Source organism: Alterinioella sp. B-7 (genome assembly GCF_056857775.1).
In genome coordinates this window covers 119309-133459 of the sequence record NZ_JBSXNT010000024.1, presented here as the reverse complement: position 1 = coordinate 133459, position 14151 = coordinate 119309, and the positions used below count along the sequence as shown (strand labels likewise).

Sequence of the window (14151 nt, the reverse complement as noted above, 5' to 3'; positions counted from 1 at the left end):
ACCCCTCGCAACGCCTGCAAGAGACCCCGAACCTCCGCGACTCTGCCCCCGCGACCCGCCACAGATCCTTGGCAATGCGCGCGGACGAGGGCTCCCGCAGGGGGCCTGAGGCCCGTGCGCCCCCCCCACTCAGGCCGTCAGGCCCTCGGGCTCTTCCAGCCCGTTCGCCCGGCAGCACGCGGTCACGGTGTTGGCCAGCAGGCACGCGATCGTCATCGGCCCGACGCCGCCCGGCACCGGCGTGATCGCGCCCGCGACCTCCTTGGCGCTGGCGAAATCGACGTCGCCGACCAGCCTGGTCTTGCCCTCTTTCTCGGGATGGGGGATGCGGTTGATGCCCACGTCGATCACGGTGGCACCGGGGCGCACCCAATCGCCGGGGATCATCTCGGGCCGGCCCACGGCGGCGACAAGAATATCTGCCCCCCGGCAAACCTCGCCCAGATCCTTTGTCCGGCTATGGGCGATGGTCACCGTGCAACTGTCGCCGAGCAGAAGCTGCGCCATTGGCTTGCCGACGATGTTGGACCGACCGACAACGACCGCATTCATCCCCGACAGCGACCCGTGATGGTCGCGCAGCATCATCAGGCAGCCGAGCGGGGTGCAGGGCACCATGCTTTTCTGCCCGGTGCCCAGAAGGCCGACATTCGAGATATGGAACCCGTCCACATCCTTGGCCGGGTTGATCGCGTTGATCACCAGATCGCTGTCAAGGTGATCCGGCAGCGGCAGTTGCACCAGGATGCCATGCACCGCCGGGTCGTTGTTCAGCCGGTCGATCAGCGCCAGCAGGTCGGCCTCGGAGGTGTCGGCGGGCAGCTTGTGCTCGAAGCTCTCCATGCCGACCTCGACCGTCATCTTGCCTTTCGAGCGGACATAGACCTCGCTTGCCGGGTCTTCGCCTACCAGCACCACGGCCAGGCCCGGCGTCAGCCCGTGATCGTCCTTGAGCCGCGCGACATGGGCGCCCACCTGCATCCGCACCCGTTCCGCGAATTCCTTGCCGTCAATGATCTTGGCCGTCATCTGGTCTGTCTCCCTCGGTCGAACTGGTCACGCTTCTAGAGAAAGGGCGCGCCGGTTGCACGCCCTCTCCCCTTGTTTTTCAGAACAACCCCTCGACCACGCCCGCGTCGTTGATGCGGATGCTTTCGGCGGCAGGGGTGCGCGGCAGGCCCGGCATGGTCATGATCTCGCCGCAGATCACCACAACGAAGCCCGCGCCCGCCGACAGCCGCACCTCGCGCACCGGCACCGAATGGCCCGTGGGCGCGCCGCGCCGGTTCGGATCGGTGGTGAAGCTGTATTGCGTCTTGGCCATGCAGACCGGCAGGTTGCCATACCCGGCCTCTTCCCATTCCTTCAGCTGGTTGCGGATCTTGGCATCGGCCAGCACCTCATCGGCGCGGTAGATGCGCTTGGCCACGGTCTCAATCTTCTCGAAGAGGCTCAGCTCGTCCTTGTAGAGCGGGGCGAACTGGCTGACACCGCTATCGGCGATCTCGGCAACGCGGGTGGCAAGCTCGGCGGAGCCTTTGCTGCCAAGTTCCCAATGGCGGCTCAGGATCGCCTCGGAACCCTGCGTCTTCACGTAATCCTTGACCGCCTGCACCTCGGCATCGGTGTCGGTGACGAAATGGTTGATCGCCACGACGACCGGCACGCCGAAGCTTTTCAGGTTGCCGATATGACGGCCCAGGTTGGCGCAGCCTTCCTTGACGGCATCGACATTCTCCGATCCCAGGTCGGCCTTGGCCACACCGCCATTCATCTTCATCGCGCGCACGGTGGCGACCAGCACCACGCAATCGGGGGCCAGCCCTGCCTTGCGGCACTTGATGTTCATGAATTTCTCGGCCCCCAGGTCGGCGCCGAAGCCCGCCTCGGTCACCACGTAATCGGCCAGTTTCAGGGCCGTGGTGGTGGCGATGACGCTGTTGCAGCCATGCGCGATATTGGCGAAGGGGCCGCCATGCACGAAGGCGGGGTTGTTTTCCAGCGTCTGCACGATGTTGGGCTGCATCGCGTCCTTGAGAAGCACGGTCATCGCGCCATCGGCCTTGATGTCGCGGGCATAGATCGGGCTGCGGTCGCGGCGGTAGGCCACGATCATCCGGCCCAGGCGTTCGGTCAGGTCGGCCAGGTCGCGGGCCAGGCACAGGATCGCCATGACCTCGGAGGCGACGGTGATGTCGAACCCGGTCTGGCGCGGGAAGCCGTTGGAGACGCCGCCAAGCGAGGTCACGGTGTCGCGCAGCGCGCGGTCGTTCATGTCCAGCACCCGGCGCCAGGTCACGCGGCGCTCGTCGATCTCCAACTCATTGCCCCAGTAGATGTGGTTGTCGATCATCGCCGACAGCAGGTTATGGGCGCTGGTGATGGCGTGGAAATCGCCGGTGAAATGCAGGTTCATCTCCTCCATCGGCACCACTTGCGCATAGCCGCCCCCGGCGGCCCCGCCCTTCATCCCGAAATTCGGGCCCAGTGAGGCCTCGCGGATACAGACCGCGGCCTTTTTGCCGATGGCGTTTAGGCCGTCGCCAAGACCCACCGTGGTGGTCGTCTTGCCCTCGCCCGCGGGCGTCGGGTTGATCGCCGTCACCAGGATCAGCTTGCCGTTCTTGCGGTCCTGGACCGAGTTGATGAACTCCTGGCTGACCTTGGCCTTGTCATGGCCATAGGGCAGCAGGTGATCGCTGGAAATGCCAAGTTTCTCTCCGATCTCCTGGATCGGGCGTTTCTTGGCCTCGCGGGCAATTTCGATGTCGGTCTTGAAGGCCATTGGGCAGGCTCCTGTTGGAAGCGGCGTTGTTCATGCGCAGCCTATAGCAACCTGACCGGGCGGCAAGCTGAGCGATTGCGACCAATTCCGTCTTGCATCCGCCAAAACCGGCGTCCCGATCACGAAGACGTTTTTTTGTGAACCTTTTGGCGGGCCTGCGCGTCTTACTGGTAACGACGATGCAATCAAGCAGGAGTAAGCCAGATGAGCACCCCGATCCTTTTGATCCATGCAGGTTTCGGTTTCGGCATTGGCCTCGGCCTCGCGGCCCTGGTCCTGATCGGCGCCTAAACGCCCCGCCGCGCCGCATCGAGATGCGGCCAGGCGGGCTGGTCCGGTACATGCAGCCGGATGCGCTCGCCGATGGCAAGCACCCCCTCGCGCTCGACCCAGGCCGTGATCCCGCGCAGCCCCTGCGCCGCCTGTTTGAAGGCACGGCCCCGCCCCGGCCCCTCCGCGTCAATCGGCTTCGCGGGCAGATGACAGGGCCGGTTTTCCATATCCACAACCAATGTCGCACCGCCCTCGCCCTGTAGACGGGATGCGGGCGGGATATGCGTGAAATCGGGGATGCCCTCGATCACCATGCTGGCCCCGATCAGATGCGGATCCAGCCCCTCCACCCCCATATTCCGCGCAATCCGCGCCAGATCCTCGGCGCTGACGATGGACAGCTGCCGGGTGTTGCGGATCTCGGTCCCGCGCGGGTATTGCGCCGTCACCCGGCTGCAAGAGGGGCGCGTCAGCCCGCCATGCGCCTCGCCCTCGGGGCCGGAAAAGCGCAATTCCATCCGGTTGCGGCGGGCGGAGGGCAGCGCGGCGTCGCGATCCTCGACGACGCCTAGCCAGATGATCGTGCCATAATACTGCGTGGGCAAAAGCGCGGGCATGTCCCAAGTCCTCTTATGCCGGGTCGGCCCCCCGGATAGCAGCAGACCCGCGCAGAGGCGACCAAATTTGACCTGCCCCCCGGAAATCGTGCTAGCATCGGGCGCAACCCCAAACGGAGGCTTATGGACATGTCGGATCAGAAGGACTTTTTCAATCAGGCCAAGGCCCAGATGGAGAAATGGCAAAGCGAGATGCAGAAGCTGCAAAAGCAGGCCATGGAAACCGGGCAGGAGCATATGAAGACCCAGTTGGAGGCCCTGAACGCACAGCGCAAGGAGGCCGAGAAGCAGCTGGAGACCATGGCTAACGCCAACAGCGCCGCGATGAAAGACATGCAGGCGGGTGTCGACAAGGCATGGAAGGAAATGGAGAAATCCATGGAATCCGCCCGCAAGCGGTTCGAGTAACCCGCGCCTGCGTCCACATGCAAAAAGGCCCCGGATTTTCGTGTCCGGGGCCTTTCGTCTATCCTGCAGCAGGGGCGATCAGGTCGAGGGTTCCGGCTCCATCCCGCCATCCTCATCCGAGGAAGACGCCTTGGTCTTGGTCTTCGGAATGGCCGTGATCGACGGGGTGCCGCCGGTATCGGCGTCGTCGTCATCCTCGCCCCGGTTGAGCGGCTCACCGGCGATCACGCGGGTGATCTCGTTGCCGGTCAGGGTCTCGTATTCCAGGAGGCCCTGCGCCAGCCGCTCCAGATCGTCGGATTTTTCGGTCAGGATGCGCTTGGCGGTCTGATACCCCTCGTCGATCAACTGCTTGACCTTGTCGTCGATCACCTTCTGCGTGTCGGCCGAATGCGACGTGCCGCCGCCATAGGGCCCCAGGTGGGACTGCTGTTCATTGGCGTAATCGACATAGCCAAGCTCCTCCGCGAAGCCGAATTGCGTGACCATGGCGCGCGCGATCTTCGAGACCTGCTGGATATCCGAGGCCGCGCCCGAGGTGACATGTTCGGGCCCGAAGATCAGTTCCTCGGCCACGCGCCCCCCCATCGCCATGGCGATCTTGGACTTGTACTTGCGCAGCGTCACAGACAACTGGTCGCGTTCCGGCAGCGACAGGACAAGGCCGAGCGCGCGCCCGCGCGGGATGATCGTGGCCTTATGAATCGGGTCGTGTTCCGGAACGTTGAGGCCGACGATGGCATGGCCCGCCTCGTGATAGGCGGTCAGCTTCTTCTCGTCCTCGGTCATGACCATGGATCGGCGTTCCGCCCCCATCATCACCTTGTCCTTGGCGTTCTCGAAATCTTCCATCACCACGAAGCGCCGTCCGACACGCGCCGCCATCAGGGCGCTTTCGTTGACGAGGTTGGCAAGGTCAGCGCCCGAGAACCCCGGCGTGCCGCGCGCGATGATGCGCAGATCGACATCCGGGCCGAGCGGCACCTTGCGGGCATGAACGCCCAGGATCTTCTCACGCCCCTTGATGTCGGGGTTGGGCACCTGCACCTGGCGGTCGAAACGACCGGGGCGCAGCAGCGCGGGGTCCAGCACGTCGGGACGGTTGGTGGCCGCGACGATGATGATGCCCTCATTGGCCTCGAACCCGTCCATCTCGACCAGCAACTGGTTCAACGTCTGTTCGCGTTCGTCGTTGCCGCCGCCATAGCCCACGCCACGGGACCGGCCCACGGCGTCGATCTCGTCGATGAAGACGATGCAGGGGGCGTTCTTCTTGGCCTGCTCGAACATGTCGCGCACACGGCTGGCGCCGACGCCCACGAACATCTCGACGAAATCGGAGCCCGAGATGGTGAAGAAGGGCACCCCGGCCTCGCCTGCGATGGCACGCGCCAGCAGCGTCTTACCGGTGCCCGGAGGGCCGACCAGCAGCGCGCCTTTCGGGATCTTGCCGCCAAGGCGGCTGAATTTCTGCGGGTTGCGCAGAAATTCGACGATCTCCTCAAGCTCCTCCTTGGCCTCGTCGATGCCGGCGACGTCGTCAAAGGTCACGCGGCCCGATTTCTCGGTCAGGAGCTTGGCCTTGGACTTGCCGAACCCCATCGCGCCGCCACGTCCGCCGCCCTGCATCCGGTTCATGAAGAAGATCCAGACGCCGATCAGCACCAGCACCGGCAGCCACATCACGAGGCCGGCCATGAAGCCCGACTGCTCCTGCGGGCGGGCCTGGATGCGCACGTCGTTTTCCAGAAGCACCGGGGTCACATCAACCTCGGAGGGGCGCACGGTTTCGAACGTGCCCTGTCCGGTCGTGAATTGAATGGTCTCGCCATCCAGCACGACAGAGGTCACGCCGCCACCCTCGACCTGGGAAATGAAATCGGAATAGGCGACCGAGCGCGCGTTCATTTCGGACTGGTTGCCACTGAAGAGATTGAAGAGCGCGAGGATCAACAAAAACAGAATGACCCAGAAAGCGATGTTTCTAGCGTTGCCCAAAAGTGATCTCCTCTACATGGCGGTCGGGGGCGCGCAGCGGTGCCACGGTCCCACGGGCTTAAAATAGGGATGCGCGCCGGGGTTTCAATGCGATAAAATGGTCCGGTGGAAACTCGCCCATGGGGCAGGCGTGGCCGTGATCCGTTCGGGGTGATGGAATTGCGGGACGGCCAGCAGGTTATCGCCCTGCCAGACGCCCGGCAGAGCGGTCAGCGCGGCCTGCGGCAGGCCCTCGGGGCGCGGCATTTGCGCGGTGCCGGAATCGCCGAGCGCGCGGATCGTGGCGGCGGGGTGATCGGGCGCCTGGATGCGCCAGCGGTTGTCCCACCAGGCGGCGCCGTCGGCGGCGACCTCGAGGCCCGCGACCGCGCTGTATTCCCGGCAGATCAGCAGGGTTTCGCGATACGGCATCAGGTGGCAGCCCTGCAGGGTGCCCGCCTGCCCCGCCATTGCAGCGGCCAGCGCGTTTTCGAGCGCCCTCAGGCGGGGGCGGTACGGCGCGCCGGAGAGGCATTTCAACGCATGGGCGACCAGCCGCAGCCGGGTTTCGGCCTCGGTCCCGGCCAGTCCCTGAATGTCAAAGGCGATGATGCCCGCACGGTCGGTCGCAACCCGGCTGGCCACATCTTCGGCCCGGCGGTCCAGCGCCTCGCGTGCCCGGTCCATGGCGCGCGCGGTCTCGGCCAGGCGCGCCGGATCGAGGCCAAGCGCGTCGATCGCGCGCCGCACCCGCACCCGGTGAAAGCGCGGATCGTCATTGCTGGGGTCGCTGGCCCAGGTCATGCCGCGCGCCGTCAGGTAGGCTTGCAGGTCGGCACGGGTCTCGGCCAGCAGGGGGCGCAGGAACAGGTCGCGCCCCATGCGCCCTTCGCGCATCGCCGCCAGCCCGTCGACGCCCGAGCCGCGCGCCAGCCGCATCAGCAGCGTCTCGGCCTGATCGTCCTGCGTATGACCCAGAAGAACCGCGTCGATGCCTTCCGCCTTGCAATGTTCCGCGATCAGGCGGCGGCGGGCCTGCCGCGCTTCGGCCTGCAGGTTACCGGTCCCGTCCCATCCCTGCCAGCGCAAGAGCGTGTGATCGGTCCCCAGGCGCTGCGCCTCCTCGGCCACCTGCGCGGCCTCCTCGGCGCTGCCTTCTCGCAGCCCGTGATCGACGGTGACAGCCTCCACGGCGGTGCCGCGTCCGGCCCAATCACAGGTCAGCGCCAAGAGGGCCAGCGAATCGCTACCCCCCGAGACGGCGACGCAGAGGCGATCCGGCCGCGCGCCATCCAGCACGCGGGCCATCGCCTCGGCAAACCTGTCCGTCAGGGTCAATTGCAGCCGAAACGCGTCATCGCGGCGCGGGCGTCCAGGACACTCGGAGAATCGGGATAGCGCCGTTCGACCTCGCCCAGGGTCAGGCAGGCTTCGTCCGACTGGCCAAGCTCCTGCAAACTGGTGCCTAGCCGGTAGAGGCTTTCCGGCGCACGCGGGGCCTCGGGCGAGCCGCTGAAACTGGCCAGATAGGCGCGCGCGGCCCGGTTCCACGCCCCTTGCGCGGCTTCGGCCTCGCCGCGCCAGAAATGCGCCTCGGCGGACAATGCACCGCCGGGATAGGTCTCGGTATAGGCTTCGAACTGTGTCGCGGCGCTGGCGAAATCGCCTTCTTCATAGGCGGCCATGGCGCGGTCGAAATCGCTCTGCTCGGCCGCTGCCATGCTGGTGCCGGGGGACGCGGTCGTCGGGGCGGGCGCAGGGGCCAGCCCCGCCGAATCGCCGCCGCCAAGGGTCGAGGTCTCGTCCAGGGTGGAGATGTCGCAATCACTCTCCAATTCGCAGAGGCGAAACTCCAGGTCGCCGACACGGGTGGTGCCGTCCGAGACCACCCGGTCGATGCGCAGCTCCAGCTCTTCGGTGGCGCTGGTCAGGCGGCGCAGCTCGGCCTCGATGGCATCGACCCGCGACAGGACCGACCCGCCGCCGCCCGAACCCGACGGTGCGCCGGTCGTGTTCAGCTCACCGCGCAGGCGCTGCAACTCGACATAGAGCACCGACAGTTCCTGCCGAATATCGGCCAGCGTTTCCTGCTGCGCATGGGCCGCGCCGGGCACCAGCAGGGCCAGTGAGACAAGAGCCGCGCGCCACATGACCGTCAGCTCCCCAGGCCAGCCGACAGCACCGTCACGGCGCGGCGGTTCTGGGCATAGCAGCTTTCATTCGAACAGATCTCGATCGGACGTTCCTTGCCATAGCTGATCGTGTTCAGGCGCGAGGCCGAGACGCCACGGCTGATCAGGTAGGCCTGGACCGAGGCCGCGCGGCGTGCGCCAAGCGCGAGGTTGTATTCACGCGTGCCCTGTTCGTCGGCATGGCCTTCGATCAGCGCGGTGTATTCCATGTTGCGCAGCAACCAATCGGCCTGGTCGTCCAGCGTGGCCTCGGCGGTCGGCGTAAGGCTGGATTGATCGACCAGGAACAGCACACGGTCGCCCACGGTCTGGTTGAAATAGGCCACAGAGTTCGGGTCGCCCGCCGCGCCTGCGGCGTTCGGATTAATCGTGGTGTCGCCCAGATAGCGGTTGTTGGCACAGGCCCCAAGGCCCAGGACTGCGACGAGCAATGTCAGTTTGAGGAGGAGTTTCATACCTGCGGTATCCTTGTTTCTTGCCCTTTTGCGGCAAATTACCATGTCTTCGCCGCCCTGAACATGGGCGGCGTGAAAGAGTCAGTTATTGAGCGGCGACCACGCGGGATCGGAGGCCATGCCGGGCGTCGCCACCCTTTGCAAATTGCGCCCCGAGATGTCGACGGAATAGATCGCGGGCGCGCCATCGGTCCCGGCGGTTTCACGGGTGAACATGATCACGCGACCATTCGGGGCCCAGGTCGGTCCTTCATCCAGGAAGGAGGAGGTCAGCAGCCGTTCCTCGGAGCCATCCGTGCGCATCACGCCGATATGGAATCGCCCGCTCTGCTGGTTGGTGAACGCGATGAGATCGCCGCGCGGCGACCAGACCGGCGTACCATAGCGCCCCTCGCCCTGGCTGATCCGGCGCGCCTCGCCGCCCGTGGCGGGCATGATGTAGATCTGCTGGCTGCCCGAGCGGTCGCTTTCAAAGACGATCTGGGTGCCATCGGGCGAAAAGCTCGGCGCGGTCTCGATCGACGGCGCCTCGGTCAGCTGCGTCTGCATGCCGGTCGCCACATCCATCAGGTAGATGTCGGTATTGCCGCCCTGCTCCAGCGAGAACACGATGCGGTCGCCGTCGGGCGAAAAACGCGGCGCAAAGCTCATCGTGCCGTTGAGATGGTCGGAAAGCGGTCGGCGGCTGACGGTCGCCAGGTCCAGCGTGTAGAGCCGGGGCGAGCCGCTTTCGTAGCTTGTAAAGAGCAGCGTCTGCCCATCGGGCGCGAAGCGCGGGGCCAGCACCAGCGACCGGCTGTCGGTCAGATACTGCACATTCGCGCCATCGTAATCCATGATCGCGATCCGCTTGAGGCGGGCATTCTTCGGCCCTTCCTCGTGCACGAAGGCGACGCGGCTGTCGAAATAGCCGCTCTCGCCGGTGATGCGCTCATAGACATTGTCGGCCACGTTATGGGCCATGCGACGCCAGCTGTCGGGCGAGCCCACGAATTGCAGACCGGCTCCGAGCGGCTCGTTCGAGAACACGTCGAACAGGCGAAACCGCACCACCAGCTGCCCGCCTTCGATGGTGACCGAGCCGGTGATCAGCGCCTGCGCGTTGATCGCCTGCCAATCGGTATATTGTACCGGGCTGTCGAAACTGGTGATCGGCGAGATATGCGCATCGCGCGGGATCTCGCGGAAGAGACCGGTGCCCGAGAGGTCGGCGGCGATCACACGGGTGATGTCGGCGGCCTGGTCCTCGGCGCCGGGTCCGGCGATGAATTGCGGCAGGGCAAACGGCAACCGCTCGATGACGCCCTCGGTGATCTCGATCCTCAGCGGGCCGGGAGTGTCCTGCGCCACAGCGGGCGCGGCGAGGCTGGCGAGGGCCAGGAAGGCAATGGTCAGGAATCGGGTCATCTCAACCTCTTCTCCGGGGAAAATGGCGTCATGTCAAAACGGCGCAACAACCAAAAAGGTTCAATCGGGAAATCATAGCCGGACTGGCCCAAGCCTGACACAGCACATCGGTCGGCATCAAAGGCTTGCCCGAGGGGCGTGACCGAACCGCCACTCTTCTTGGTCATGGGCCGCTTGGTCTCGCTCATCTCAACCTCATCTCTTCGGGGTTGAAGGTGATCTCGATCTCGCGCCAATGGTCATAGCTTTCGACCGGCAGGTCATAGCCCGATGTGCCACAGCGCAGGACCGCCCGTCGCGCGGCCTCGAAGGCCTGACGGATCGCGGTCTCGGAGCCGCCGGTATTGTCGATCATCCGCACCGAATTGGTCTCGGGCACGCCGCTTTGCGACATCTGCACCGAGATCGTCACCGTCACGCGCTGCGCCTCGGTCGAGAGGGATCCGATATTCCAGCACTCCTGCACCGCCAGGCGCAGGCCCTCGCGCGCGCCCGCGCTGAGCGGCGGGCCGGAGGGCGTGGCGGGGGCAGAGGTCGCGGCTTCGGCCACGGCGGCCGCAATCGCGTCGGCCATCGCGTCGGAAGGCTCCTCGGTCTCCGGCTCGTCGGCCGTGTCCGGCACCTGCACCTCCGGCGCCGGTTCGGCAGCAGCCACAACGCGGTCGGGCCTTGCGGCGGGCCGGGTCGAGGCCACGGGGGCCAGGCTGGCGGCGGGCGTTTCGGCCTCGGTCACGATCTCGCTCGTGGCTTCCTCGGGCGCTGTTTCCGCCACTTCAGGCAGCGGCGCGGGCGTCTCGGACGGCTCGGGCTGCGTCACGATCTCGGGCGCGATGTCGGCCTCGGGCGGCGGTGCTGGCGCGGGGGTGGGGGCCACGCGCGGGGCCTCGCTCGGTGCGGGGGTCTCGCTCGGCGGTGCGGTTTCGTCCTGCGCGGGCGGGCTCGGCAGGGCGCCGACCTCATCGGTCACGTCGGCCTGCGGCGGCGGCGCCAGCGCGGTGACATCCGGTTCGGTTTCGGTGGGCGGCGGCGGCGTGGCGTCGGGCACGGCGGTTTCCGGCGCGGGGGCCTCGGGCGTGGGGGCGACAGGCGTTTCGGTCGGGGCCTCGACCGAGGGCGGCGTCGGCGCGTCCGACACGGTGGGGGCCGGAGCCTGTTCGAACATCGCGTCGAACTCGGAGGTGCTGAGCAGCGTCACGCCGGTGACCTGGAACTCGGGCTCTTCCCGGTCCCAAAGCAGGTTGCCGCCAAGGACCGCCCAGAGCAGCACGGCCAGGTGAATCCCGCCGGATGCGTAAAGCGCGCGCCGCATCTCCATGTCATTCCAGCCCCGCGTCAAGGCGCGGGCCGCCCGCATCCGTCACCAGGCCGATCTCGCGGAACCCACCGGCATTGAGCGCGCCCATCACCTGCATCACGGCGTCATAGGGAATGGCCCCGTCGGCGCGCAGGAAAATCTGGCTGCTCGTCCGTTCGGCGGCGATGGCCTGAAGCCGGGTGATCAACTCGTCCATCGCCACCTCGGTGGTCTGGATCAGCACCCGGCCATCTTCGGTCAGGGTCACGGAAAGCGGCTCCTCGTCGCTGTCGCTCGGCAAAGCTTCGGCCGAGGTGTCGGGCAGTTCGACCGGCACGCCCACGGTCATCAGCGGCGCCGAGACCATGAACACGATCAGCAGCACCAGCATCACGTCGACGAAGGGCGTGACGTTGATCTCGGACATGGCGGCATGGCCCGAACGGCGGCTGCGCCTGCGGCCTGTCTGTTTCTGACGGATTCCGGCGGCCATGGCTCAGTCCAATTGCCGCGACAGCAGGGTCGAGAACTCATCCGCGAAGCCCTCGTAGATCGCGACCAGCCGGTCGGAATCGGCGGAAAGCTTGTTGTAGAGGATGACGGCGGGAATCGCGGCCAGAAGGCCGAGCCCGGTGGCCAGAAGCGCCTCGGCGATACCCGGCGCGACAACGGCCAGCGAGGTGTTGCCCGAGGTCGCGATCTCCTGGAAGGACCGCATGATGCCCCAGACCGTGCCGAACAGCCCGATGAAGGGCGCCGTGGCCCCGGTGGTGGCAAGGAAGTTGAGGCCGGAGGTCAGCCGCTCGGCCTCACGCGTGATCGCCACGTCCATCGACCGGTCGACGCGCTGCTGCACACCGGGGATCAGCGCGCCATCGTCACGCAAGGATCGCCGCCATTCGGTCATGCCCGCCGCGAAGACCCGTTCCGAGGCCGATTTGGGTGATTCGACGATCTGCTCGTAAAGCTCATCCAGTGGCTCGCCCGACCAGAAGGCGGCGTCGAACTCGGCCGCGCGGCGGCGCGAGCGACGATAGGTCGAAAAGCGCGAAAAGGCGATGGCCCAGACCCAGACAGAGGCCGCAAACAGCAGCACCATGACGATCTGCACCACGAAGGATGCGCGGAAGAACAGCGCGAGCAATGAAAAATCAAGCTCCTGCGCGGCTGCAAGCGTTTCGGTTTCCATGAAGTCGTATTCCTGATTGCCCGGCCTCTGATCGGGTGTCTGGTTGTTCGCGACACCTCATTTGGGGCGGACACTAGCAAAGCGGAAGGGAAAAAACCAATTATTCCGGGTCTGCGCCGCTGGCTTGCTGAAATCGCGTTAACTTTTGGCGAATATCCGCCGGAATCCGCGCCGCACGGCCTGCCGCGTCCAGGCAAACCACCTGCACATCGGCCTGAAAGAGGCGCGTCCCATCGCGCCAGACCGATTGATCCAGCATGAATCGTGCGCCGGTCAGGCTGACGAATCCAGTGCGCACCTCCAGCATATCCTCGAATTTCGCGGGGGCGAGAAACTCCACCGCCATTCTGCGCACGGCGAAGACGATCCCGTGATCGGATTTGAGGTCGCTCTGGCTGACCCCCGCCTCGCGCACCAACTCCGAGCGCGCGCGCTCGATGAACTTGAGGTAATTGGCGTGGTAGACGATCCCCGCAAGGTCGGTGTCCTCGTAATAGACGCGGGTGTGGAAAAGGTGGGTCATGGCCGGGTTCCCCTCAACAACAGCAGCACGGGCATGAGGCCAAAGACGATCTGGCCGCCCAGGCCGATCCATCGCTGCGGGTCTCCATAGCCGGTCAGAACCTCCGCCAGCGGCTGACCGAACCCGATCACCCCCAAGACGATCTCGGCAGACATCAGCAAAATGAAGGCGAGCCCGCCCATTGCAAGCCGCAGGGAGAGGCGCGCAGGCACGCCATGACGCGCCACCTGCCAGCGCGCGACCAGGAAGGACAACGCCAGCATGATCGGAACCTCGATGGCCTCGGCCCATACCGCGCCGATCCGCGGCACCAGCACCAGAACCCGCAGCGTGCCCAGAACAAACCCCGCCGCAAAGATCAGCCCCGCATAGCTTGCCGCCGCCGCGGCGATGCGGCTCAACCCGACCTCGGCGCTGAAATCCGCGCCGCCAGTCGCAGCGCATGGGCCGGGTCACTGGCGCTGACGGGCATCACCGGGTCATAGGCGGCGCGGATCACCTCGGCGATCTCGGGCTTGAGCAGCGCGGGGCCACCCTCGGCGGCGGCCAGGGGGGAGGTTTCCGCGAAGGCCGTGTCGGACCACAGCAAGATCACCTGCACGATCTGGCCAAGCGCGATCGTCTCGGCGGGCAGGTCGCGCATGGCCGGGTCCATCCGCACGAAGACGAAACTGGCCTGGATCGCGCCGTCCCCGTCGAAGCGAAAGCTGCGATACTGGTTGGCATCCGCCGCCTTCAACCGCTCGACCAACGGCCCTAGATCGGGGATCAGGCGGTGCAGGTTGGGGGTCTCGGTCAACTCGTCCCAGTCGCGGATGAAAAAGATCATCAGGTTCGCGCCAAGCTCCGGGTCGGTCTCGGCCATCTTGTGACTGGCCAGCGCCACGACAGCCTCGATCGCGCCCTTGACGATGGAGACCGTCGCCTCCTCGACCCCGAAGACGACCGGCACGATGGGGCGGCCCCAACGGGCAAAGAGATACTCCCCCGTCGACCGGGTAAACAGCGCGGCGGCGGTGTCGGCGTCCATG

General features: G+C 66.1%; 16 protein-coding genes. 1 reads left to right on the top strand and 15 read right to left on the bottom strand.

Going from position 1 to position 14151, the window contains the following annotated elements:
* Positions 1–129 precede the first annotated feature (129 nt).
* The 3 genes from folD to AC13C7_RS05375 all read right to left on the bottom strand — a co-directional run bounded on the left by folD (position 130) and on the right by AC13C7_RS05375 (position 3675).
* Positions 130–1029 (bottom strand): bifunctional methylenetetrahydrofolate dehydrogenase/methenyltetrahydrofolate cyclohydrolase FolD, encoded by a 900-nt coding sequence (gene folD, locus AC13C7_RS05385; protein ID WP_172319659.1) that lies wholly within the window; start codon positions 1027–1029, stop codon positions 130–132.
* A gap of 79 nt (positions 1030–1108) precedes the next feature.
* Positions 1109–2785, bottom strand: a complete 1677-nt coding sequence (locus AC13C7_RS05380; RefSeq protein ID WP_482866834.1) for a formate--tetrahydrofolate ligase — start codon at positions 2783–2785, stop codon at positions 1109–1111.
* A gap of 287 nt (positions 2786–3072) precedes the next feature.
* The gene (locus AC13C7_RS05375) at positions 3073–3675 is read right to left on the bottom strand and encodes an MOSC domain-containing protein (protein WP_482866833.1); all 603 of its coding nucleotides are present in this window, start codon (positions 3673–3675) and stop codon (positions 3073–3075) included.
* 129 nt (positions 3676–3804) lie between these two features.
* Between AC13C7_RS05375 and AC13C7_RS05370 the strand changes: the two genes are divergently transcribed.
* The gene (locus AC13C7_RS05370) at positions 3805–4083 is read left to right on the top strand and encodes a sll1863 family stress response protein (protein ID WP_446117290.1); all 279 of its coding nucleotides are present in this window, start codon (positions 3805–3807) and stop codon (positions 4081–4083) included.
* Between the two features lie 78 nt (positions 4084–4161).
* Here the strand turns inward: AC13C7_RS05370 and ftsH are convergent, their stop codons facing one another.
* From ftsH to AC13C7_RS05310, 12 genes are all read right to left on the bottom strand, one after another.
* Entirely contained in the window at positions 4162–6081 is a 1920-nt protein-coding gene (ftsH, locus tag AC13C7_RS05365; RefSeq protein ID WP_446117289.1) for an ATP-dependent zinc metalloprotease FtsH, read from the bottom strand.
* Positions 6082–6165: 84 nt separating this feature from the next.
* Positions 6166–7398, bottom strand: coding sequence for a tRNA lysidine(34) synthetase TilS (gene tilS, locus AC13C7_RS05360; RefSeq protein WP_482866832.1), 1233 nt, complete (start codon positions 7396–7398; stop codon positions 6166–6168).
* Positions 7395–8210 carry a tol-pal system protein YbgF gene (gene ybgF, locus AC13C7_RS05355; protein WP_482866831.1) on the bottom strand — a complete coding sequence of 272 codons (816 nt, stop codon included), beginning with the start codon at positions 8208–8210 and terminating at the stop codon, positions 7395–7397. Before ybgF ends, tilS begins: the two co-directional genes overlap by 4 nt.
* Before the next feature lie 5 nt (positions 8211–8215).
* Positions 8216–8707 carry a peptidoglycan-associated lipoprotein Pal gene (gene pal / locus AC13C7_RS05350; RefSeq protein ID WP_172319653.1) on the bottom strand — a complete coding sequence of 164 codons (492 nt, stop codon included), beginning with the start codon at positions 8705–8707 and terminating at the stop codon, positions 8216–8218.
* An 81-nt stretch (positions 8708–8788) separates the two neighbouring features.
* Positions 8789–10114 (bottom strand): Tol-Pal system beta propeller repeat protein TolB, encoded by a 1326-nt coding sequence (gene tolB / locus AC13C7_RS05345; protein WP_482866830.1) that lies wholly within the window; start codon positions 10112–10114, stop codon positions 8789–8791.
* The gene (locus AC13C7_RS05340; RefSeq protein ID WP_172319651.1) at positions 10111–10302 is read right to left on the bottom strand and encodes a hypothetical protein; all 192 of its coding nucleotides are present in this window, start codon (positions 10300–10302) and stop codon (positions 10111–10113) included. The genes tolB and AC13C7_RS05340 overlap by 4 nt, the downstream gene beginning before the upstream one ends.
* Positions 10299–11468: a hypothetical protein gene (locus AC13C7_RS05335; protein ID WP_446169857.1), complete on the bottom strand. Its 1170-nt coding sequence runs from the start codon at positions 11466–11468 to the stop codon at positions 10299–10301. The genes AC13C7_RS05340 and AC13C7_RS05335 overlap by 4 nt, the downstream gene beginning before the upstream one ends.
* Positions 11431–11901 (bottom strand): protein TolR, encoded by a 471-nt coding sequence (gene tolR, locus AC13C7_RS05330; RefSeq protein ID WP_482866829.1) that lies wholly within the window; start codon positions 11899–11901, stop codon positions 11431–11433. Before tolR ends, AC13C7_RS05335 begins: the two co-directional genes overlap by 38 nt.
* A 3-nt stretch (positions 11902–11904) precedes the next feature.
* Positions 11905–12597, bottom strand: coding sequence for a protein TolQ (gene tolQ / locus AC13C7_RS05325; protein ID WP_172319648.1), 693 nt, complete (start codon positions 12595–12597; stop codon positions 11905–11907).
* Positions 12598–12697: 100 nt separating this feature from the next.
* The gene (gene ybgC / locus AC13C7_RS05320; RefSeq protein WP_482866828.1) at positions 12698–13120 is read right to left on the bottom strand and encodes a tol-pal system-associated acyl-CoA thioesterase; all 423 of its coding nucleotides are present in this window, start codon (positions 13118–13120) and stop codon (positions 12698–12700) included.
* Complete coding sequence (locus tag AC13C7_RS05315; RefSeq protein WP_482866827.1) at positions 13117–13521, bottom strand: hypothetical protein; 405 nt, start codon at positions 13519–13521, stop codon at positions 13117–13119. Before AC13C7_RS05315 ends, ybgC begins: the two co-directional genes overlap by 4 nt.
* Positions 13518–14150 carry a hypothetical protein gene (locus AC13C7_RS05310; protein WP_482866826.1) on the bottom strand — a complete coding sequence of 211 codons (633 nt, stop codon included), beginning with the start codon at positions 14148–14150 and terminating at the stop codon, positions 13518–13520. Before AC13C7_RS05310 ends, AC13C7_RS05315 begins: the two co-directional genes overlap by 4 nt.
* Between the last annotated feature and the right edge of the window lies 1 nt (position 14151).

Excerpts from the sequence above, each read along its gene's own strand:
- folD (WP_172319659.1), bottom strand. The coding sequence starts at position 1,029 with ATGACGGCCAAGATCATTGACGGCAAGGAATTCGCGGAACGGGTGCGG.
- AC13C7_RS05380 (WP_482866834.1), bottom strand. The coding sequence starts at position 2,785 with ATGGCCTTCAAGACCGACATCGAAATTGCCCGCGAGGCCAAGAAACGC.
- AC13C7_RS05375 (WP_482866833.1), bottom strand. The coding sequence starts at position 3,675 with ATGCCCGCGCTTTTGCCCACGCAGTATTATGGCACGATCATCTGGCTA.
- AC13C7_RS05370 (WP_446117290.1), top strand. The coding sequence starts at position 3,805 with ATGTCGGATCAGAAGGACTTTTTCAATCAGGCCAAGGCCCAGATGGAG.
- ybgF (WP_482866831.1), bottom strand. The coding sequence starts at position 8,210 with ATGTGGCGCGCGGCTCTTGTCTCACTGGCCCTGCTGGTGCCCGGCGCG.
- pal (WP_172319653.1), bottom strand. The coding sequence starts at position 8,707 with ATGAAACTCCTCCTCAAACTGACATTGCTCGTCGCAGTCCTGGGCCTT.
- tolB (WP_482866830.1), bottom strand. The coding sequence starts at position 10,114 with ATGACCCGATTCCTGACCATTGCCTTCCTGGCCCTCGCCAGCCTCGCC.
- AC13C7_RS05340 (WP_172319651.1), bottom strand. The coding sequence starts at position 10,302 with ATGAGCGAGACCAAGCGGCCCATGACCAAGAAGAGTGGCGGTTCGGTC.
- AC13C7_RS05335 (WP_446169857.1), bottom strand. The coding sequence starts at position 11,468 with ATGCGGGCGGCCCGCGCCTTGACGCGGGGCTGGAATGACATGGAGATG.
- tolR (WP_482866829.1), bottom strand. The coding sequence starts at position 11,901 with ATGGCCGCCGGAATCCGTCAGAAACAGACAGGCCGCAGGCGCAGCCGC.
- tolQ (WP_172319648.1), bottom strand. The coding sequence starts at position 12,597 with ATGGAAACCGAAACGCTTGCAGCCGCGCAGGAGCTTGATTTTTCATTG.
- ybgC (WP_482866828.1), bottom strand. The coding sequence starts at position 13,120 with ATGACCCACCTTTTCCACACCCGCGTCTATTACGAGGACACCGACCTT.
- AC13C7_RS05310 (WP_482866826.1), bottom strand. The coding sequence starts at position 14,150 with ATGGACGCCGACACCGCCGCCGCGCTGTTTACCCGGTCGACGGGGGAG.